The organism is Prevotella conceptionensis 9403948, from assembly GCF_000312305.1.
Taxonomy (GTDB): Bacteria; Bacteroidota; Bacteroidia; order Bacteroidales; family Bacteroidaceae; genus Prevotella; species Prevotella conceptionensis.
In genome coordinates this window covers 309,284-330,897 of record NZ_HE999443.1, presented here as the reverse complement: position 1 = coordinate 330,897, position 21,614 = coordinate 309,284, and the positions used below count along the sequence as shown (strand labels likewise).

Annotated in this window: 15 protein-coding genes and 2 pseudogenes; 15 read left to right on the top strand and 2 right to left on the bottom strand. The window is 51.1% G+C overall.

Annotation, left to right across the window (positions count from 1 at the left end; translation table 11 throughout):
• The 10 genes and pseudogenes from BN93_RS01150 to BN93_RS01105 all read left to right on the top strand — a co-directional run.
• Positions 1–2,139, top strand: a 2,139-nt coding sequence (locus tag BN93_RS01150; protein ID WP_019186518.1) for a BamA/OMP85 family outer membrane protein, incomplete at its 5' end; no start/stop codon positions are given.
• Positions 2,140–2,252: 113 nt separating this feature from the next.
• Entirely contained in the window at positions 2,253–2,765 is a 513-nt protein-coding gene (locus BN93_RS01145; RefSeq protein ID WP_019186517.1) for an OmpH family outer membrane protein, read from the top strand.
• Between the two features lie 340 nt (positions 2,766–3,105).
• Positions 3,106–3,606, top strand: a complete 501-nt coding sequence (locus BN93_RS01140; protein ID WP_019186516.1) for an OmpH family outer membrane protein — start codon at positions 3,106–3,108, stop codon at positions 3,604–3,606.
• A gap of 324 nt (positions 3,607–3,930) precedes the next feature.
• Entirely contained in the window at positions 3,931–4,479 is a 549-nt protein-coding gene (locus tag BN93_RS01135) for an OmpH family outer membrane protein (protein ID WP_044259524.1), read from the top strand.
• Between the two features lie 79 nt (positions 4,480–4,558).
• Positions 4,559–5,398 carry a glutamate racemase gene (murI, locus tag BN93_RS01130; protein WP_044259521.1) on the top strand — a complete coding sequence of 280 codons (840 nt, stop codon included), beginning with the start codon at positions 4,559–4,561 and terminating at the stop codon, positions 5,396–5,398.
• 34 nt (positions 5,399–5,432) lie between these two features.
• A pseudogene (gene rbfA, locus BN93_RS01125) lies at positions 5,433–5,769 on the top strand (30S ribosome-binding factor RbfA).
• A 6-nt stretch (positions 5,770–5,775) separates the two neighbouring features.
• Complete coding sequence (locus BN93_RS01120; RefSeq protein ID WP_019186513.1) at positions 5,776–7,005, top strand: FtsX-like permease family protein; 1,230 nt, start codon at positions 5,776–5,778, stop codon at positions 7,003–7,005.
• Positions 7,006–7,057: 52 nt separating this feature from the next.
• Positions 7,058–7,924, top strand: a complete 867-nt coding sequence (locus tag BN93_RS01115; RefSeq protein WP_019186512.1) for a PfkB family carbohydrate kinase — start codon at positions 7,058–7,060, stop codon at positions 7,922–7,924.
• Positions 7,925–8,196: 272 nt separating this feature from the next.
• Positions 8,197–8,778, top strand: a complete 582-nt coding sequence (locus BN93_RS01110) for an RNA polymerase sigma factor (RefSeq protein ID WP_009230767.1) — start codon at positions 8,197–8,199, stop codon at positions 8,776–8,778.
• A gap of 12 nt (positions 8,779–8,790) precedes the next feature.
• Positions 8,791–9,720, top strand: coding sequence for a FecR family protein (locus BN93_RS01105; protein ID WP_019186511.1), 930 nt, complete (start codon positions 8,791–8,793; stop codon positions 9,718–9,720).
• A gap of 340 nt (positions 9,721–10,060) precedes the next feature.
• Here BN93_RS01105 and BN93_RS18320 read toward each other — a convergent pair.
• Positions 10,061–10,198 (bottom strand): annotated as a pseudogene (locus BN93_RS18320) (helix-turn-helix domain-containing protein); the annotation flags it as partial.
• Positions 10,199–10,210: 12 nt separating this feature from the next.
• Positions 10,211–10,369 (bottom strand): hypothetical protein, encoded by a 159-nt coding sequence (locus BN93_RS18315; RefSeq protein ID WP_019186510.1) that lies wholly within the window; start codon positions 10,367–10,369, stop codon positions 10,211–10,213.
• Between the two features lie 908 nt (positions 10,370–11,277).
• Between BN93_RS18315 and BN93_RS17850 the strand changes: the two genes are divergently transcribed.
• The 5 genes from BN93_RS17850 to BN93_RS01075 form a co-directional block, all read left to right on the top strand.
• Positions 11,278–11,637: a hypothetical protein gene (locus BN93_RS17850; RefSeq protein WP_198007482.1), complete on the top strand. Its 360-nt coding sequence runs from the start codon at positions 11,278–11,280 to the stop codon at positions 11,635–11,637.
• A gap of 320 nt (positions 11,638–11,957) precedes the next feature.
• A complete protein-coding gene (locus BN93_RS01090) occupies positions 11,958–15,512 on the top strand; it encodes a SusC/RagA family TonB-linked outer membrane protein (RefSeq protein ID WP_019186507.1) in 3,555 nt (1,184 codons plus the stop codon).
• Between the two features lie 12 nt (positions 15,513–15,524).
• A complete protein-coding gene (locus BN93_RS01085; protein ID WP_019186506.1) occupies positions 15,525–17,303 on the top strand; it encodes a RagB/SusD family nutrient uptake outer membrane protein in 1,779 nt (592 codons plus the stop codon).
• A 380-nt stretch (positions 17,304–17,683) separates the two neighbouring features.
• Positions 17,684–18,580, top strand: coding sequence for an endonuclease/exonuclease/phosphatase family protein (locus tag BN93_RS01080; RefSeq protein ID WP_019186505.1), 897 nt, complete (start codon positions 17,684–17,686; stop codon positions 18,578–18,580).
• 121 nt (positions 18,581–18,701) lie between these two features.
• Positions 18,702–21,614: alpha-N-acetylglucosaminidase TIM-barrel domain-containing protein (locus BN93_RS01075; protein ID WP_044259345.1), on the top strand; the 2,913-nt coding region annotated here is incomplete at its 3' end.

Below are 21,614 nucleotides of genomic sequence, written 5' to 3'. Positions count from 1 at the left end.
TATTTCGACGACAAAGGCTTTAAGAATGCCGACATCGAAATTCGCCAACGCGACGACGTGTCTAACAAGAACCAGGTGATACTCGACGTAATCATCGACAAGAAAGAAAAGATGAAGGTGCGAGACATCATCATCGAAGGCAACGCACAATTGTCTAGCAGTAAAATTAAGGGTGGCTTTTTGCGCAAGGGCGCGTTCGCCAAGACCCACGAGGCCGGCAAGCTTTCGAGCCTGTTCAAGGCCAAGAAGTTTACCCCCGAACGCTGGGCTGCCGACAAAAAGAAACTTATCGAGAAGTATAACGAGCTGGGCTTTCGCGATGCTACCATCTTGGAAGACACCGTTTGGAACGCCGACGAGAAACATGTGAACATACACATTAAGGTGAACGAGGGTAAGAAATACTACCTGCGAAACATCACGTGGGTAGGAAACACCGTTTATTCAACCGACTATCTCAACGCACTTCTGGGCATGAAGAAGGGCGACGTGTACGACCAAAAGCTGCTGAACAAACGCTTAACGGAAGACGAAGATGCGGTTGGAAACCAATATTGGAACCACGGCTACTTGTTTTATAACCTGCAACCCACCGAAATGAACATCGTTGGCGACTCTATCGACCTTGAAATGCGCATCGTTGAAGGCCAACAGGCACACCTGAACAAGGTGCGCATCAATGGTAACGACCGCCTTTACGAGAACGTTGTGCGCCGCGAATTGCGCACAAAGCCGGGCGACTTGTTCTCCAAGGAGTCGCTGCAACGCTCGGCTCGTGAATTGGCTACGATGGGACACTTCGATGCTGAGAAGGTTAATCCCGACGTTCGTCCCAACTACGAAGACGGAACGGTGGACATAAACTGGAACTTGGAGCAGAAGAGCAACGACCAAATTGAGTTCTCACTAGGTTGGGGACAGACGGGCGTTATCGGTAAGATTGGCCTTAAGCTCAACAACTTCTCCATGCGCAACCTCTTTGGCAAGAACAAGGAGCGCCGCGGACTGCTGCCCATTGGCGATGGCGAGACACTATCGTTGGGCGCACAAACCAATGGTAAGTACTATCAATCGTACAACGCCAGCTACTCAACGGCTTGGCTTGGAGGCAAACGCCCGTTGCAATTCAACGTCAGCGTGTTCTACTCTAAGCAGACAGGCGTAAACAGCAACTATTACAACAACAGTGCCCGCTACGCTTATTACAACTCGATGAACGGCTACGGGCGCAGCTATTACAACAATTACGAGAACTATTACGACCCCAACCAGTACATACAGATGCTTGGCGCATCTGTGGGATGGGGCAAGAGGTTGCGTTGGCCCGACGATTACTTCGTGCTGTCGATGGACCTTTCGTACACAAGATACATGTTGAAGAACTGGCGCTACTTCATTATGAGCAACGGCAACGCCAACAACATCAACCTTGGGCTTACGCTTAGCCGCAGTTCTACGGACAATCCCATGTTCCCCCGCAAGGGTTCGGAGTTCATGGCATCGGTTACAGTAACTCCACCTTGGTCTAAGTGGGACGGCAAAGACTATCGCAACCTGGCCAACGACCCCAAATCGCCCACATTCGCCAAGGAACAACAGGAGAAATATCGCTGGGTTGAGTATCACAAGTGGAAGTTTAAGTCTAAAACTTACACGGCCCTTTCGGGCGGACAGAAGTGTTTTGTGCTGATGTCGCGCGTTGAATTCGGTCTGTTGGGCGCCTACAACAGCAATAAGAAGTCGCCTTTCGAGACCTATTACATGGGTGGCGACGGTATGAGCGGCTATTCAACGGGCTATGCCGAAGAAACCATCGGCTTGCGCGGATACGAAAACGGTTCGCTTACGCCATACGGTGCCGAAGGTTACGCCTATACGCGCATGGCACTCGAACTGCGCTATCCCTTTATGCTGGGCAACACCACCATCTATGGTTTGGGTTTCGCCGAAGCAGGTAACGCATGGACCGACACCCGCAAGTTCAACCCCCTACAACTCAAACGCAGTGCAGGCTTGGGTGTACGCATATTCCTTCCTATGGTGGGACTTATGGGTATAGACTGGGCTTACGGTTTCGACAAGGTGTACGGAACGAAGGGTGGCAGCCAGTTCCACTTTATCTTAGGACAAGAGTTCTAAACCTTTTAACGCCGTATACGTCTAAAACATATTGGGGAACATGGCTGGGCCAAACCCATTTTGGCCAGCCATCGCCCCTTTTGCTGACAATAACAAATTAAAGAGGAGAGCTTATGAAGAAACTTATCATCACCTGCCTTGTGGCCGTTGTGTCGCTGGCAGCCAACGCGCAGAAGTTCGCGCTCATCGACATGGAATACATCATGAAGAACATTCCTGCCTACGAGCGCGCCAACGAGCAACTCAACCAAGTGTCGAAGAAGTGGCAAGCAGAGGTTGAGGCACTCTCGAACGAAGCGGCAACGATGTACAAAAACTACCAAAACGAGGTGGTTTTCCTCTCGCAAGAGCAACGTAAGGCCAAACAAGAGGCCATTATGAAGAAAGAAAAGGATGCCGGAGAGCTTAAAAAGAAATACTTTGGGCCCGAAGGCGAACTCTACAAAAAGCGCGAAAGCCTGATTGCCCCCATACAAGAGGCCGTGTATAACGCTGTAAAAGAACTCTCGGAACAGCGCGGTTACTCGCTAGTGCTGGATAGGGCAAGCGATACGGGCATCATCTTTGGGTCGCCCAAGATAGACATCAGCAACGAAGTGCTGGGACGTTTGGGCTATTCCAATTAGTGAGGTTAGTAGGATGGAGAAAGTAGGAAGGAGTAAGTAATATGTAGTAAGTAGAATGTAGTAAGGAGTAAGGAGGAGGAAATACGTAGGAAAGAGGATGTAAGAAGTAGCAAAGAGGATGAGCGGTAGAGGGGGTGGCCATATCTTTTAGCATCTCACGCAAACCGAACTGATGAACGAGGCTAGCTACTTGACATCCCAGCCCCATGTTGCTTTCCGCCATTCACAAACCCTTATCACTTCAAAACATCAAACTCATAAACTTCAAACTCACCAACCCACCAACTCTAAACGCACCAACTCATAAACCCGAATATTAACATATTAAACAATTATAACAATGAAGAAACTAGTTTTTATGCTGATGCTTTTCGCCCCAATGGCCATGTTCGCACAGAAATTCGGACATGTTAACGCCCAAGAAGTGATGGCATCCATGCCCGAATTCTTAAAAGCTAAGGGCGACATCGAGGCTTCGGCCAAGAAATACGAAAACGAACTCACCGCCATGCAAGAAGAACTGAAACGCAAAAGCGATGAGTACGAGAAGACCAAGAGCACGATGAACGCCACCAAGCAACAAGAAACGGAGGCTAGCTTGCAGCAGATGTACCAGAAAATTCAGCAAACCTATCAAGACAACCAACAGTCTTTGCAAAAGGCTCAGCAAGAGAAGATGGGCCCCATCACGGGTAAGCTGGTAGATGCCATTAAGGCTGTGGGCAAGGCAGGCGGCTACGTCTACATCATGGACGTATCGGCCGGCATCCCCTACATCAGCGATACGCTTAGCAAAGACGTAACGGCAGAAGTGAAAGCACAGCTCAACAAAATGAAGTAAAGCGCCCCTCAAAGCCCTATAACAGACTGCGCATCGCGCACTTTGGCAAACAAACCAGGGCAGAGGAAAGCCTACGCAAAGCCGTTCTGCCGGCACATCGTCTACGGCGAACGCCCCGAACGGCCATGCCTTCACAACCTCTTAAAGCACTGATGCCCGTGTTTGACCTCGTTTCTTGTCGTGGCCAAACGCGGGTTTCAGCCTTTTCGCGAATGCGCCCGCATATATATTATAAGGTGTATCCATGCCGATAAGCACAGCCGATATAGCGCATCGCCATACTAACAGATGTCCCAAAAGGGGCGAAAACACCAACCAAACGATATGAAAAAAACTATTTTTGCGGCCCTAATGCTCCTGGCAGCCCTCACAACTGGCGCACAAGATGCAACCGCACAAACACAAAATGCACCCTCAGAGCGTGCTGCCACACTGCGATTTGGCTATTTTAGCTATCAAGACGTGTTGCAGTCGGCCCCCGATTACGCAACCATTCAGCAGAACATCGAGACCCTTCGCGGCAAGTATCAAGCCGAAATGAAACGCGCCACCGACGAGTTCAACCTCAAATACGAGGCTTTTCTCGATGGACTGAAAGATTTTGCACCAGCCATTCGCATGAAACGTCAAGCCGAATTGCAAGAGCTGATGGAGAAGAACGTGGCCTTCAAGCAAGAGGCAGCACGCCTGTTGCAGAAAGCCGAGACCGAGGCAATGGCTCCATTGAAAGCCAGGCTTAACCAAGCCGTGGCCAAAGTGGGCGAACAAAAGGGCTTGGCCTTCATCCTGAACACCGACAACAACGCTGCGCCCTACCTCAATCCCGCATTGGGCGAAAACGTTTCGGCCGCCATCAGCGCCGAGTTGAAGTGATGCACACGTTGCTTAGGCAACATCCTTATGGCCCATGGGCGTCACTTCGACGCCCGACGGCCGCCTCCACCAACAGCGTATGAACAACTTTCCACAGCAAGCAGGCCCCATCGGCGTGTTCGATTCGGGCTACGGCGGACTAACAATCCTGCACGGAATCAGGCAACTATTGCCCCAGTACGATTATCTCTACTTGGGCGACAACGCCCGTGCGCCCTACGGTCCGCGTTCGTTCGAGGTGGTGTATCAGTTCACGCGCCAAGCCGTGGTCAAGCTCTTCGAACAAGGTTGTCACCTTATCATAATAGGTTGCAACACGGCATCGGCAAAAGCCCTGCGTTCCATTCAACAGCGCGACCTACCCAAGCTCGATGCCAAACGTCGCGTGCTGGGCATCATCCGACCAACGGCCGAGAGCATCGGCAACCTCACCAACACCCGCCACGTGGGCATATTAGCCACCGAAGGCACCATCAAGAGCGACAGCTATCGCTTGGAGATACAAAAGCTATTCCCCGACATTGCCGTGCAAGGCATGGCTTGTCCGCTGTGGGCAGCCATAGTAGAGGCGAACGAGGCCGATAGTCCCGGTGCCGACTACTTCGTAAAGAAACGCATCGACGGCCTTTTGCGTACCGATCCGCAGATAGATGCCATCGTGCTTGGCTGCACCCACTACCCCCTACTGATGAACAGCATCGTGAAACACGTGCCGCCTGGCGTGCGCATCGTGCCACAAGGCGAGTATGTAGCCAACAGCTTGCAGCAATATCTACAACGACACCCAGAGATAGACGCGCTTTGCACCAAACATGGAACGGCACGCTACCTCACCACCGAGAACAAAGACAAGTTCAAAGAGAATGCGCAGATATTTCTGCACGAACAAATAGACTGCCAACACGTTAGCTTGGAATAAGCCACGCACATCACTCTAAACACCCCACCCCACTATGCAAGAAACAAGACAAAACCGCATCGCACGACTTCTGCAAAAAGAGTTGAGCCTTATTTTCCAATCACAAACGCGATTGATGCACGGCGTGATGGTTAGCGTAACACGTACACGCGTGTCGCCCGACCTGAGCATCTGCACCGCCTACCTCAGCGTTTTCCCCTCAGAAAAAGGCGAAGAATTGCTCAAAAAACATTGAAAGCAACACCAAAACCATACGCTACGAGTTGGGTACGCGTGTGCATAATCAGCTGCGCATCATACCCGAACTGCGTTTCTTTATCGACGACAGTCTCGACTATATCGAACGAATAGACGAGCTACTAAAAAAATAACCGCTCATGGCCGTATCTCTTTTCATTGCCCGCCGCTACCTTCTCTCCAAGAAAAGCACCAATGCCATCAACGTCATTAGTGCCATCTCGGTGGTGGGTGTGGCTGTTGCAACGATGGCCTTGGTCATCGTGTTGAGCGTGTTCAACGGCTTTCACGACCTCGTGGCCTCGCTCTTCACCGCCTTCGACCCGCAAATCGAGGTGGTGCCAGCCAAAGGAAAGGACGCACCAACCGACGATCCGGTGCTCACACAGATAAAACAACTGCCCGAAGTGGACGTTGCCACCGAGTGCGTGGAGGATAACGCCCTGGTGTTTTACGGCGACAAGCAAGCGATGGTGACCATCAAGGGCGTTGACGACAACTTCACCCAGCTAACGCGCATCAACGATTTGCTATACGGCGACGGCGAATTCGCCTTGCGCGCAGCCAACTTGCAATATGGCGTGTTGGGCATCAGACTGGCCCAACAGCTGGGTACGGGCGCACGGTGGAACGGCTTTATGCGCGTGTTTGCACCCAACCGCGAGGGACAATTCGACATTTCCAACCCCACTTCGGGCTTCGTTGTCGACTCGTTGCTCTCGCCGGGCGTGGTATTCTCGGTAAGACAAGCCAAGTACGACCAGCGTTACATCCTCACTTCCGTTTCTTTCGCCCGCAATCTCTTTGGTATGCAAGGCATGCTTACGGCCTTAGAGTTGAAATTAAAGCCCAATGCCAACACCGACGAGGTGAAAAAGAAGATACAAACCATTGCAGGAAGTAAGTACAAAGTGCTCGACCGATACGAACAACAAGAAGACACGTTCCGCATCATGAACGTAGAAAAGGCCATTGCCTACATCTTCCTCACCTTCATCTTGGTAGTGGCGTGTTTCAACATTGTGGGTTCGCTCTCTATGCTCATCATCGACAAGAAGGCCGATGTGGCCACTTTGCGCAACCTTGGCGCAACAGACAAGCAGATTGTACGCATCTTCTTGTTCGAAGGTCGCATGATTTCGGCCGTCGGCGCGCTGGTGGGCGTAGGCCTCGGACTGCTGCTTTGTTGGCTGCAACAACAATACGGACTGGTGAGTTTAGGCAAGAGCGAGGGCTCGTTCATCGTCAATGCCTACCCCATAAGCGTGCACTACACCGATGTGGCGTGGATTTTCGTCACCGTCATAGCCGTGGGTTGGCTCTCGGTTTGGTATCCCGTACGCTATCTCAGCCGCAAACTCTTGGGGTAGAAACATCTTACCCCCACCATGTAATTTCCTAAAACAATTCCTATCTCTAACAATGAACGACATTTGCTGTATTGGACACATCACGCGCGACAAGATAATCACGCCCCATCACGAGGCGTTTATCTCGGGCGGAACATCCTTCTACTTCTCGTATGCCATAGCACGCCTACCCCGTAAGGTGTCTTATCAGTTGGTAACCAAGCTTGGACGATATGATGTTGAAGAGGTGAAACGCATGCGCGACGAACGAATTGACGTATTGGCTTATACTTGCGACAACTCTGTGTACTTCGAAAACCGCTACGAAGGCGACCAAAACAAACGCACACAACGGGTGTTGTCCAAATGCGAACCCTTTAAGATTAGCGAGATGAACGGTGTCGAGGCCAAGGTTTTCCACCTAGGCTCACTGCTCAACGACGACTTCTCGGCCGATTTTGTACGCGAGCTGTCTACACGCGGACGCATTTCAATAGATGCACAAGGCTTTTTGCGCGAGGTGCGTGGACAAAAGGTGGTGGCCGTAGACTGGGAAGAGAAGCACAAAATTTTGAAACACACCCACACGTTGAAACTTAACGAACACGAAATGGAGGTGATAACGGGGCTTACCAACCCGCGTCCGGTGGCTCAACAAATTGCATCGTGGGGCGTTAAAGATGTGGTCATTACCCTAGGCAGAGGTGGTTCGCTCATCTATGCCGACCAAACGTTCTACGAAATCCCTGCCTATCCACCGCGTAAGCTGGTAGATGCCACGGGCTGTGGCGACACTTATTCAGCCGGTTACCTCTATTGTCGTGCCCAAGGCCTAAGCTATGCCGAGTCGGGCAAGTTTGCCGCCGCCATGTGCACACGCAAGTTGGAGGCCACAGGGCCTTACATGCCCGACAAAGAATGGTTTGAGGAAGGAACGTAAGCACAACAAGGAACTAGGATATGGCTACTTAAATCTAAATCGGGTTAACCAAACTGCACTTAGTTTGGTTAACCCGATTTGCTTGTTTATCACTAGCCACGCTAAGCCTTCTAGTTGTTATAGGCGTGCTGGCTATCTTAGCCCAACCACCTTACTTTCCCAACGCCTTTTGTTAAATATCCTTTATTTGCCCCACTAAACCTATAACAACCCCCAAACCACTCGTCTTATATAATAAAGGGCAAGCATAGCATGCGCCCATCACGCCACCTATGGAAGAACTATATCAACAACTGGTGCTTATCTCGCAAGGGAGCCAAGTGGCCTTCAACGGGTTTATCAGCCGTTTCTCAAACACCCTCTACTGTCACGCCTACGGCATATTGGGTTGCAGAGAGATGGCCGAAGAGGTGGTGAGCGATGCCTTTTTGGAGGCATGGCGCATGCGCAAAAAGCTAACACAACTGCAAAACGTGCGCGCATGGCTAACACGTATCGTGTATAACAAGAGCGTTGACTACCTGCGGCGCGAACGAAACTACACCAAACAGATTAGCGTGGAGCACTTCGGCATGGGCGATTTCGCCTTCCCCGACATGCAAACGCCTGCCGATACGCTTATCTCGGCCGAAGAGTTGGCGGCCATCAACGCTGCCATCGACACCTTGCCGCCCAAATGCAAGTACGTGTTTTTCTTGGCTAAGGTAGAGAAAATGCCCTATCAAGACATCGCCAACATGCTGGGTATAGCCCTCGCCACGGTTAACTACCACGTGGGACTGGCCGTGCAGACACTGAGACAGCTACTTAGAAGACGCACAAAACCCGCAGCTGGCGCATTAAAAAACGAATAAGACACTTTGCCCATGAACAGGGACATACACGACATGCGCTTTGACGGTTCGGAAGAAGACCTGCTTTTGCAAGACTTCATCAGCCGGGCTGAGCCCACCAACGTTGTTGGCGAGCGTATCATGGCGCGCGTTTACGAGAAAATTCAAACCGACAGGGCACGAAGAAGTAAGCGTTGGTGGCTCGTGGCAGCTGCCGTGATGGTGCCTTTGCTGGCATGCGGCGTGTGGTTGGGGCTTAATTTGCAAGGCAACAGCAACACAATTGCGCAGCAAACGGCACACACCCCCAACGCATCGGCAAGCGTAATGCAAGAACTGGCGGTGCCAACGGGGCACACCCTGACCCTTACCCTGCCCGACGGCACACGCATGACGGCCAACTCGCGCACCCACATCAGGTACCCCAAACCTTTTAGCGCGCACACGCGCGATATATATATAATAGGTGAAGCCTACTTTGAAGTGGCCCACGAAGAAAGCCGCCCCTTTGTGGTGCATGCCCAAGGGTTCGACGTGCGCGTGCTGGGCACGCACTTTTGCGTTAACAGCTATGCGGCAGATAAAGCCAGCGTGGTGTTGGCCGAAGGTCGCGTTGAGGTGAACACTACTGCGAAAGATAAGGTGAACATGCTGCCCAACGAACGGCTTAACATTGCCCAAGGGCAGTTTGCATCGAAAACAAAGGTTAACGCAGCCGCATACGTAGACCGACTGAAAGGGGTGTTGCCCATGCAGGGTATGCGCTTATCAGAAGTTACCGACTATTTGGAGAACTATTACGGCATGCGCTTTAAGGTGCAAGACGGCCTACGCAACGAACGGCTCTACGGCAAGCTGGTTACGGCTGCGCCCTTAGCAGATGTGCTCGCAAGTCTCTGCAACATATCGGGAGCAGAAGCAATGGTGAAAAATGGCGTGGTAACGATAGCACGCAGGTTGTAGTTAAGGAGTTATGGAGTTAAGGAGTTAAGCCAATAGCTTTGAACATCAAAAGGAAACAATTCTTGTGATTAAGATGATAAGTAAAAGGTCTTTGAACAGAACTGTAAGTTATACTGAGAAAATCGTAAACTGGCAAGCCTGTAATCTCCTTTAAAAACCTGCAAAGCCATTGGCTTAACTCCTTAACTCCATAACTCCTTAACTCCTAGAACAACCACTCACAAGAAATGGAGCAACATGCTCCACAGACCCGCACTTGGCAGACAATGGCGTGAACGTCGGCCGCTGTGCGGGTCGCTTTTTTGATGTGTTGGAGCGCAAAAAGGGGCAAAGCACACCCCTACGAAACCGACAGGGACACCCGTTTACCCAGTATTGCAAAGATTCGGAACAACGTAGACAGCTGCACATCGGCATGTCCATTTTCAATTCGTGAGATATAACTCTTCTTCGTACCAATCTTTGCTGCCAACTGTGCCTGTGTAAGTCCTTATTTCTTACGCTCTTCTTTCAGGCACTCACCAAGGATGAAAGCGTCTACGCCTGTTTCAAAGGCAGTCCGTTCCACTGTCCCCTCAGCCCCAAAATCTTCTTTAATAAGCTCTTCAATGGGTGTGAGTTGCACATCATCTTTCAGTTTTGTATTCATTTTATAAGTTCTCGCATCATTTTAAGATGAATTTCGCCGTCCCACATAACTTCCTTTGTATCATTATTTGTGGTACTCTGCGCACATGGCAAAGATAGCCAATTAGCTATCCACGGCCAAACAAATCCTCATGAATGTATCACCAACGTATCATAGATTTACTCCGAAACACGTTGCATACATCAGACTAAAACAGATTATTGCTGTCCGTTAAACTTCAAATCGGCTCGGTTTCTCTATCCGCAATGCCCATCAATAGGCGTTGCGGATTTCGTTTTCGAAAAGCAAGCCCCTTTCAAATTATCATTCGCCCCAAAAGTTATTCCGTGTAAGCGCTCTTTTACAGGCACAAGGATTAAATTCAACACAGTCGCGCAATGTTGCTGAATAACAACCATAAGATTGTAAAACATTTATACCGAAATTTAACATTATGAGTATCCTCGCCGTAAAATTTCCAGGCATTGGTCGGATTTTCGCGCGTATTTTTTAAGTTTGTAACCGCCTGGTTTATTGATATTTACGATAAATAAGGCACAAAAACATGCCTTTTAGCATGTATTAGGGGTACAAAACATCAATCGATGCACCGCCAAAATCCGCCAAGCAGCATTTCACCCCAAGTAATCAAAATGACTATAAATAACGTGCAAAATGCTGCTTTCTATGAGTTTTAACTACACTTTGCTACATCTTACCTTATATTTTGCTGCATTTTGCCTCGCTTTTTGCTGCATTTCGCCTCGCATTTTGGTGCATATTGCACTGCGTTTTGATGCAAAATGCACTGCGTTTTGGTGCATATTGCGATGCGTTTTGCGGCAAAACGCAGTGCAACAACTAGCAATTAGACCCCGTTTTCTTGTCGTTGCGGATGCAAATTTGGGAGAGTTTTTCTTCAAAGAGAAATGCAAAAGCATAGTAAATGGCCAAAAACTGAGGGGGCAAGCACTCAAAAATTGCCCAAAAATCATCGTTTGGGCGCATTTTATATGTTTTTTTGCGGTTATTTTCTTCTAGAATGGTTCGGCCAAAGAACGTGTTTTGTAAAATATATTTATCGTTTTAACAAATCGTTAACAGGTGCTTTCCGAGATAAGAACAGCGGCTATGCGCCGACACATGCGATAAAACCAAACATGTTGGGCGCAATGATGCGAACAAGTTTAAAGCAATACTGTGATAATGACAGTGGGCAACGAGGCGTGCAGGGCATTCGCGTTTCACCCTGTTGCGCCTTTAACCCCAAGCGGCTGTACGCCATATAGCGCTTGCGGAGAACAGAGAGGGCACTTACTTTTGGTGCGGGGCGAAACCAATTTCCCCATTTGTCGGCAGCCCGAACACCACATTTGCAGTTTCAAGCCCTCTGGCTATATAGCAATAAGAAGTGTTCAGCCCTACCCTATTCACGCCCCTCTACACTTGGAAAGTGATTGAGAGGTGAGACATTTTTTTCATCTTCCACCTATACATTTCCCCCTTTCCTTACGACTTTATTAATAGGAACACACCTTATAGGTACATAGGTGGTTTCGCCTAAACTTTCTATCAGTGAATTTACAATAACGACATTAATACAACACCCATGAGAGAAAACGTTTACATAAAGACTTGGCGTTGGCACATAGCCCAACGCTACGTATCGGCCCTCATGCTACTTGCACCCGTGGCGTGTATGGCCTCAACCTCGGCCACATTGGCCGCCATAGGGCATGGGCAACTAACGGCCCTAACGGCTGGCAACAGCATGTATACGGTGAAAAGCGTACTAAGCTACATCGAGAAGAATAGCAACTACGTGTTCGTTTACAACGCCGAGGTGCAAAAGATGATGCCCAATAGGGTGAGAGTGAACCTCGACGGACGACCTGCACTGCAAATTCTAGACGAGATGTGCGCCGCCACGGGATTGGCATATAAGGCGCAAGGCAACCAAATCAGCTTGGCACAAGTAAAAAACGCGCAGTCCGGCCAACCCGACAAGGGACAGAAACGCCGGATAAAAGGAAACGTGAGCGACGCAAAGGGCGAACCCATCGTGGGTGCAACCATTAGCGAAAAAGGCGGAACGGGCGGTACCATTACCGACATCAACGGCGACTTCGCCCTCGAACTGACACCCGGAAACCTCGTCACCGTGTCGTATGTGGGCTTTAAGCCACAAACGGTAAAGCCCACCGAGGGCATGCACGTAACGCTAGACGAACAAACTCGCGGACTAGACGAGGTGGTTGTCATTGGCTATGGCACCAAAAAGAAGGCCAACCTCATCGGCGCAGTGAGCACAGTTGGGGCGGAAGAGTTGAAAGACAGGCCTGTTACCAACCTTGGACAGATGTTGCAGGGACAGGTACCCAACCTAAACATCAGCTTTGGAACGGGTACGCCTGGCGAATCTGCCACGTTGAACATCCGCGGAAAAACCTCACTCACCAACTCTGGCGCACCATTGGTACTCATCGATGGTGTAGAAGGCAGCATCGACCGCATTAACCCCAACGACATCGAGAGTGTTTCGGTACTTAAAGATGCCGCCTCGGCCGCCATCTATGGTGCGCGTGCCGGTTTCGGCGTGGTGCTTATCACCACCAAGAGCAACAAAGACGGACAAGCGCACATCAACTACAATGGCCGTTTCAGTTTCTCGGCGCCCACAACCAAAACCGACTTCATGACGGTGGGCTATGACGTTGCACGGCTGGTAGACGAGTTTAACACGGCCAAAACAGGTAGCAGCTACTCCGGACTGAACGCCGACGACTACAAAATGTTGGAAGAACGCCGCTATGACACGACGGAAAATCCTGCAAGGCCGTGGGTTGTTGTCGACCCGCAGGATGGTCGCTACCATTATTACGGCAATTTCGATTGGTACAACTACATCTTCGATTTTTCGCAACCCACGTGGAACCACAACCTAAACGTAAGTGGCGGCACAGACAAGATGAATTATATGATTAGCGGCGGCATGAACGACCACGACGGACTGTACGCCCTCAGCACAGACAAGTACTCCACGCGCACACTTATGGCCAAATTCAATGCCGAAGTAACGCCGTGGCTAAGGGTCTTCAGCACCGCCTCGCTTTTCAAGTCGAAGTATAAGCAAGCAGGCTACGACTACGAAGGCGGCGGCAACGTGGGCAACCTTGTCTTTCATGCCATGCCCTGGATTGTTCCTGTAAATCCAGACGGAACAAATGTCTACCTTCTTCCAAACAGCAAAGACAAACCCGCAGACGGCTTTGCCGCCATGCTGCGCACAGGCAACGGCTTTACGCAAGTTGGCAAAACCGAGCAAACCTACGCTATCGGAGCCGTGCTCAAAGTGATGGAGGGCTTGGAGATAACGGGTAAGTTAACTTACCGCAACTACGCAAAAGAGAAACAAGCCCGCGCTGCCAACATACAATATGCCATACGCCCCAACGAGGTGCTAACGGCTAGCGGATGGCCATTCAACAACAAGCTGAAAGACGGGCGCGACACATACGAGAACTATGTGTACGACCTTTATGCCAACTTCCACCGCACCTTTGCCGACGTTCATAACGTGAGTGCTGTGGTGGGCAGCAACTACGAAAGAGGACATTACAAGTTTGTAGAGCCTGCGGGAGAGGACTTGACGTCTGACGTACTCAACGACCTTGCACTCTCCACAGGAGCTAAAAGTGTAAAATCATCACAGAACGAGTTCGCATTGATGGGCTACTTCGCCCGCCTTAGTTACGATTATAACGGGCGTTATCTTGTTGAGGCCAACATGCGTTACGACGGAACGTCGCGTTTCCCACGCAATCATCGCTGGGGTTTCTTCCCCTCTGTGGCTTTGGGGTGGCGCATTAGCGAAGAAGCGTTCTTTGCCCCCGTGCGTCCCGTGGTTAGCAATTTGAAACTACGCGCATCGCTTGGCTCACTGGGAAACCAAATAACAGACAACAGCGCAAAGTTCAATAAGAACACATTCTACCCCTACATGCGCCTGATATCATTGGCCAACACCACCACACTCAATTACATATTCGACAACACGCAGGCCACTTACGCCTCGCTGGGCGATCCCACATCGGGCTCGTTGACGTGGGAAACCATCGTTACGCAAAACGTTGGTCTCGACGTTGGCCTTTTCAACAACCGCCTTTCGCTTGCACTCGACGTTTATCGTCGTACAACCAAAGACATGTTGGCCGCAGCGAGAGCACTCCCTGCCGTATACGGCTACAATGCGCCGTACGAAAACAACGGCGAACTGCGCACCAACGGATTTGAATTGGTGGTAGGATGGAACGACAAGTTTAACCTTGCAGGCAAGCCTTTCTACTACGGCGTTAACCTAACGCTGGCCGACAGCAAGACGAAAATAACCAAATTCAAGGGCAACGAGTCGAAAGTGCTCGGCCAAGACTACGAAGGAATGGAATGGGGAGAGATTTGGGGATTCCGCATTAAGGGCATTTACCAAAACGATCAAGAGGCAATTGACCGTGGCGTAGACCAATCTTTCCTTGGTTCGAGGTTCACAGATAAGGCGGGCGACCTTATCTTCGACGATGTTGACGACAGCAAGAAGATTAACATTGGCAAAGGAACGCTTGACAATCATGGCGACTTGGTTCGCATAGGCAATTCAACTCCGCGCTATCACTATGGCATCACGGTTAACATGGCCTGGATGGGTTTCGACTTTTCAATGTTCTGGCAAGGCATCGGCAAACAAAACATATACCCTGGCGGCAACAACATGATGTTCTGGGGGCCGTATGCACGCCCTTACAGCTCATTCATCCCCAAGGATTTTCCTGCCAAAGTGTGGTCGACAAACAATCGCGGCGCATATTTCCCACGTCCCGTTGCCGACCTGGCACGCGAACTCGCCATGAGCAAGCCTAACGACAGGTACCTGCAAGACCTTGCTTACTGCCGTTTGAAGAACCTAACCTTTGGCTATACGCTGCCAAAGTCGCTCACAAAGAAAGCTTACCTGGAAAAGGTACGCGTTTATTTCAGCGGCGAAAACATCTTCATCACCAGCAAGCTGAAGAGCGATTACCTAGACCCAGAGCAAATGACGTACGACTCGAACGGACGTGTATATCCCTTCTCAAAGACATTCTCCTTCGGACTTGATGTTTCATTCTAAGCGCAAACAGTCATGAAAAAAATATTATTAGCACAATGCCTGGCCACGGCCGCATTGCTTACAAGCTGCAGCTTGGACCTAGAGCCGCTAGACAAGCTGGCAGACCAAAACTATTACAACAACCGCAAGGAGCTAGAAGTGTTTACCAATGGCTTCTATGCCGACTTCCCTACGGCCGAAAACCTATACTCGGAAACGGCCGACATCATCATACCCACAACGCTATTGCCCGAAGTTTTGGGCACGAGAAGTGTACCACAAAGCGGTGGCGGATGGGGTTGGAAACAGCTGGCCAACATCAACAGCTTTCTGAAAGACTGCTCGCGATGTGGCGATGAGGCCGCTCGCAAGGAGTACGAGGGTGTTGCAAGGTTTTTCAGAGCCTACTTCTATTATAATAAGGTGAAACGATTTGGCGAAGTTCCCTGGTTCAGCGATGTGCTATCGTCTACCGACGACCGCCTGTATTCACCGCGCACACCACGCAACGAACTGATGAGCAACATCATAGCCGACTTAGATTACGCCATCGACAACCTGCCGACGGCAAAAAATCTCTATCGCGTTACAAAGTGGGCTGCACTGGCTTTGAAGTCTAGGGTATGCCTCTATGAGGGTACTTGGCGCAAATATCATGGCGTATCGGGCTACGAAAGCTATCTCGCCACTGCCGCATCGGCTGCCGAAACGCTCATGGACAGCCGACAATACACCATCTACGCAGCTGGCGAACAACCCTATCGCGACCTCTTTGCCGCAGACAAGGCCAAGACTGAAGAAGTTATTCTCGCCCGAAACTATTTCAGCGGGCTAAGCATCGTGCATTCAGCCAACCTCTATTTCCTCGGTGGCGGCTCTGCACCTGGCCTAAACAAGAAAGTGGTTGACAGCTATCTGTTGAAAGATGGGTCGCGTTTTACCGACCAAGCCGACTACGATAAGATGCAATTTTACGAAGAAATGCAGAACCGCGACCCGCGATTGGCACAAACTATCGTAACGCCCGGCTACAAGCGAATAGGCCAAACAACGGTTACACCCGTTAGCTTTGCTGCTGCAACAACGGGTTATCAAATCATCAAGTGGGTTTCAACCGCTGCATCAGACGGCTATAACAAGTCGCAAAACGACATTCCGCTATTCCGTTTGTCCGAAGTTATGCTTAACTTTGCCGAGGCAAAAGCCGAATTGGGAACGCTTACGCAGGCAGATTTAGACAAGTCGGTAAAGCTGATACGGGATAGAGTGGGCATGCCCAACATCGATTTGGCTACAGCCAACGCCACCCCCGACCCCTATCTCGAAACTGCCGAAACGGGTTATCCCAACGTTACGGGCGCAAATAAGGGCGTAATACTGGAAATTAGGCGCGAAAGAACCATCGAATTGCTGGCAGAGGGTTTACGCTACGACGACCTTATGCGTTGGAAAGCAGGTAAAACTTTCGAGCAACAATTTAAAGGGATGGTTATTCCAAAGCTCGATGACACCAAACATTTCGTTGTTTGCGACCTCAATGGCAATGGGGTAAACGATGCGGAAGACGTCTGTATATATGAAGGAGACATCGACAACATCAAGGCAAATGCCGAAGTGGCTGGCATCAGACAGTTCTTAAAGCTTGGCGTGAACCTGCATGTATCCAACGGAGCCAATGGTGGTAACATCATCGTACACGACATCGCCAACAACCAACGCAAGTGGAACGAAGACCGCGATTACCTATATCCCATCCCACAAGACCAAATAACAATTTATGGAGGAGTGATAAAACAAAACCCAGGATGGTAATTTGGTTGACGAGTATACAAGTTGACCAGTTGACGAATTGACCAGTTAACAAGTTGACAAGTTAATAGGTTGACCAGTTGACGAGTGGACAAGTTAAAGAGTGGACAAGTTAAAGAGTTGACGAGTTAGTGGGCGTTAGCCATCTTTTCACCCTTTCACCCTTCCACCTTTTCACCTTTCCACCCTTTCACCTTTTCACCTTTTCACCCTTTCACCTTTTCACCCTTTCACCTGTTAATCCACAAAGCATCTCACTCCCCTCTCCCCTTTGGAGAGGGGCAGGGGGTGAGGCCTTTACCACATTTCCACAAAGCATCTCACTCCCCTCTCCCCTTTGGAGAGGGGGCAGGGGGTGAGGTTCTTAAATACATTCATAGCTTATGAAACCTATATTCAGCACCCTTATCGTTGCCGCATCGCTCTTTGTCGCCTCACTTCCCATCATGGGTTGTGGCGGAAAAGACACGCCGGGACACATCCCCGACTACCAGCCAAAGCCGAAAAACGAAGATTATAAGTACGCCAAGGCAGAAGGCAACGTGCGCATAATGACCTACAACTGTTTCTATTGCAAGAGCAACACCGCCAGCAAGACCTTCTCTGACGAACATACTGTGGCCTTCGCCCAAGTGATTAAGGCACTAAACCCCGACGTGGTGGTGATTCAAGAGTTGGACAGCGGCACAACCGAACGCAACAAACGCTACCTTCTCGACGACATTCGCCGCGCCACAGGCCTAGACTACGACCTCTTTTTCGGCTCGGCCGCCCCTTATTCGAATGGCAAAATAGGGCCAGGCGTGCTGTACAAACGTGCCATGCAGCCCACATCCATCAAGAAAATAGCGTTGCCTGGTAAAGAAACTCGTGCGCTGATGGTGCTTACCTTCCCGCGATTTGCCCTGCTAGGCACCCATCTCGACCTAGACGTCACGGCCCGAAAAGCCAGTGCCGACATCGTCAACCACGAGTTAACCACGCTCGCCACACAGCCCGTTTTCTTCGCAGGCGACCTTAACGACTCGCCTTCGTGGAAACCCGAACAGACTGCTTTCCCCATCATAGAGCGGTCATTTGAAATAATTAGCGCGCGTTCGGGGAGCATACCCGACCAACCCAACGAAACAATCGACTACATCCTCGTTGACAAGGCACACAAGAGCGCGGTGAAAGTGGTTCAAACGGCCGTGGTAAAGCAGCTCGAAATAAATGGGAAAGTAACCGAAACACGAACGGTAAGCGACCATTTTCCCGTGTTTGTAGATGTTCGTTTTTAGTTTGTGAGGTAAGAGTTTATCAACCTTTGAGCCGCTCTGTTTCTGAACTTATAAACTCAAAACTCGCCAACTCAAAAGCTCCTAAACTCACCAACCCATAAACCCACCAACTCATGAACTCATGAACTCAAAAACCCCAAAGCTCATAAACTCACTCCTTATTATATTGGTAGCCTGCTCATTCAGCATACATGTCGAGGCTGCCACATACGGCGGCGTGCACCAACTGGTGGCTCGCCGCTTTCCGTTTATGGTTGGCAAGGTGGCGTTTCAGCCCCTCACTGGCACAAACCAAGAGGCTTTCGAACTGCAAACGCAAGGCAAGCGCCTGGTGGTGAAAGCCACTTCGCCCTCGGCAGCAGCCGTTGCACTGAACCATTACCTCAACCACTACTGCCACATCAGCATCTCCCGATGCGGCAACAACCTGCCCACCCACTTCCGCCTAGTGCCCATACAAGGCACCGTTAGGCGCACCACACCTTTTAAATACCGATACGCCCTTAACTACTGCACCTATAATTACAGTTACGCCTTTTATCGTTGGCCCGACTTCGAGTGGGAATTAGATTGGATGGCACTTAACGGCGTGAACCTCATGCTGGCCCCTTTGGGCATGGAGGCAGTATGGACCGAAACGCTTAAAACGCTTGGCTTTGGGCAGAAAGACATTCAACGTTTCATCCCCGGACCGGCTTACACCGCCTGGTGGCTGATGGGAAACCTCGAAGGTTGGGGCGGACCAATGAGCGAAAGCCTCATCGCCCTGCGCCTGCAACAGCAACGACAGATGCTACAACGCATGCGCCAACTAGGCATACAACCCGTGGTGCAGGGGTTTCCAGGCATCGTTCCCACCTTCTTTAAAGAGCGTTTCCCGCAAGCGCGCATCATCGAACAAGGCAAATGGGGCAGCTTTCAGCGGCCCGCCGTGCTGTTGCCCAATGGCGATGGCGTGTTCGAAAAGGTGGCCGAGGCCTATTATCAAAGTCTAACGAAACTTTTCGGGACCGACTTCGAGTTTCTTGGCGGCGACCTTTTTCACGAAGGGGGCATAACCACGGGCGTAGATGTGGGCAGCGTTGCCGCACAAGTTCAACGCCAAATGCTACGTTTTTTCCCTCGTGCCAAATGGGTGTTGCAGGGTTGGAACAAAAATCCCTCGCCCCAATTGCTGCGTGCCCTCAACAAGCAACACACCCTCTTGGTGAACCTCAGCGGCGAAATTGCCGCCTCGTGGGAAAGTTCCGACGAGTTTGGGGGCACACCTTGGCTTTGGGGTAGCGTCAACCACTTCGGCGGAAAGACCGACATGGGCGGACAATTGCCCGTTGTCGTAACCGAACCACACCGCGCCTTGGCCCTCACAGTAGACAGTGTGATGCAAGGAATAGGCATCCTGCCCGAGGGAATAGGCACAAATCCCGTGGTGTACGATTTGGCTTTAAAGACAGCTTGGCACACCACAACGCCCGATGTAGACAGTATGCTGGTGCAATACCTTGGCTATCGCTACGGAGAGGTTCATCCCGACCTACTCGCGGCATGGCGCATCATGCTCAAATCCGTTTATGGCGAGTTTGCCATTAAGGGCGAAGGAACGTTCGAGTCGGTGTTTTGCGCCCGCCCATCGCTACGCGTAACCAGCGTTTCCACATGGGGACCCAAGCAAATGCAATACCAACCGGCCGACCTTTACCGCGCTCTGGGCCTCTTCTTAAAGGCCGCCCCAAAGCTAAAAGCTAGCGAAACATACCAATACGACCTTGTAGACCTGGCCCGACAGTCGCTAGCCAACTACGCCCGCACGGTTTACGCCAACGTGGTACAAGCCTACGAGCAGAAGAACGCCGAGCAACTGCAACAGGCCACACGCCGTTTTGAACACCTCATCATGCTGCAAGACAGTCTGCTGCAAACCAATCGCCACTTCTTGCTGGGCAACTGGCTGCAACAAGCCACGCAATATGCCCCCAACGAGGCCGACCGCCAGCTGTGCTTGCACAATGCACAAACCCTGATTAGCTATTGGGGACCCGACGACCCCGTCACAAAGGTGCACGATTACGCCAACAAAGAGTGGGCGGGCATGCTCTCCAGCTATTACCTTCCGCGCTGGCAAGCCTTCTTCCGCGCGCTGCAAGCCACCGTCAACACAGGCAATCCGCCCACCATCAACTTCTTCGACATGGAGAAACGCTGGGCCAACACGCCCCAACCCATCCACACCACGCCCCAAGGCGATGCCGTGCAGATGGCCCAACGCGTGTTGCAAACCATCGTTCCGCCCTATCTTAACGCCAGTTTAGACGTTGAAACGCGACTTGCCGACCTGCTACCGCGGATGACCCTCGACGAAAAACTGGCCCAAACACGCCACATACACGCCAAGCACTATAACGACAACGGTGCCGTTAACCTCTCTAAGCTGCGCGCCAACCACACCGGCGGACTTAGTTTCGGCTGTTTCGAGGCCTTCCCCTACTCCTCGGCGCAATATCTAGCGGCCGTTTCCACCATCCAACGCCACGCTATGGACAGCACAAGGCTGGGCATTCCGCTCATTTCCGTGCTCGAAGGCATACACGGAGCCGTACAAGACGGCTGCACCATCTTCCCCCAAGCCATTGCGCAAGGCGCAACTTTCAATCCCCCGCTTATCCAACGCATGGCCCAACACGTGGGCCAAGAGATGCGCGCCATTGGTGCAAGGCAGGTACTTGCACCCGATCTCGACCTTGCACGCGAACTTCGGTGGGGCCGGGTGGAAGAAACTTTCGGCGAAGACCGCCTGCTTGTGGCACAAATGGGCTTGGCCTACGCCACGGGCATTCAGCAAACGGGGTGCATTCCTACGCTGAAACATTTTGTGGCGCACGGCACTCCACAGGGCGGACTAAACCTCGCATCGGTGAAAGGCGGCCGTCGCGAACTGCTCGATGTCTTCGTTCGGCCCTTCGCCCACGTCATCTCGCGCACCCTTCCCGGCTCGGTGATGAACTGTTACAGTGCTTACGACAACGAGGCCATCACC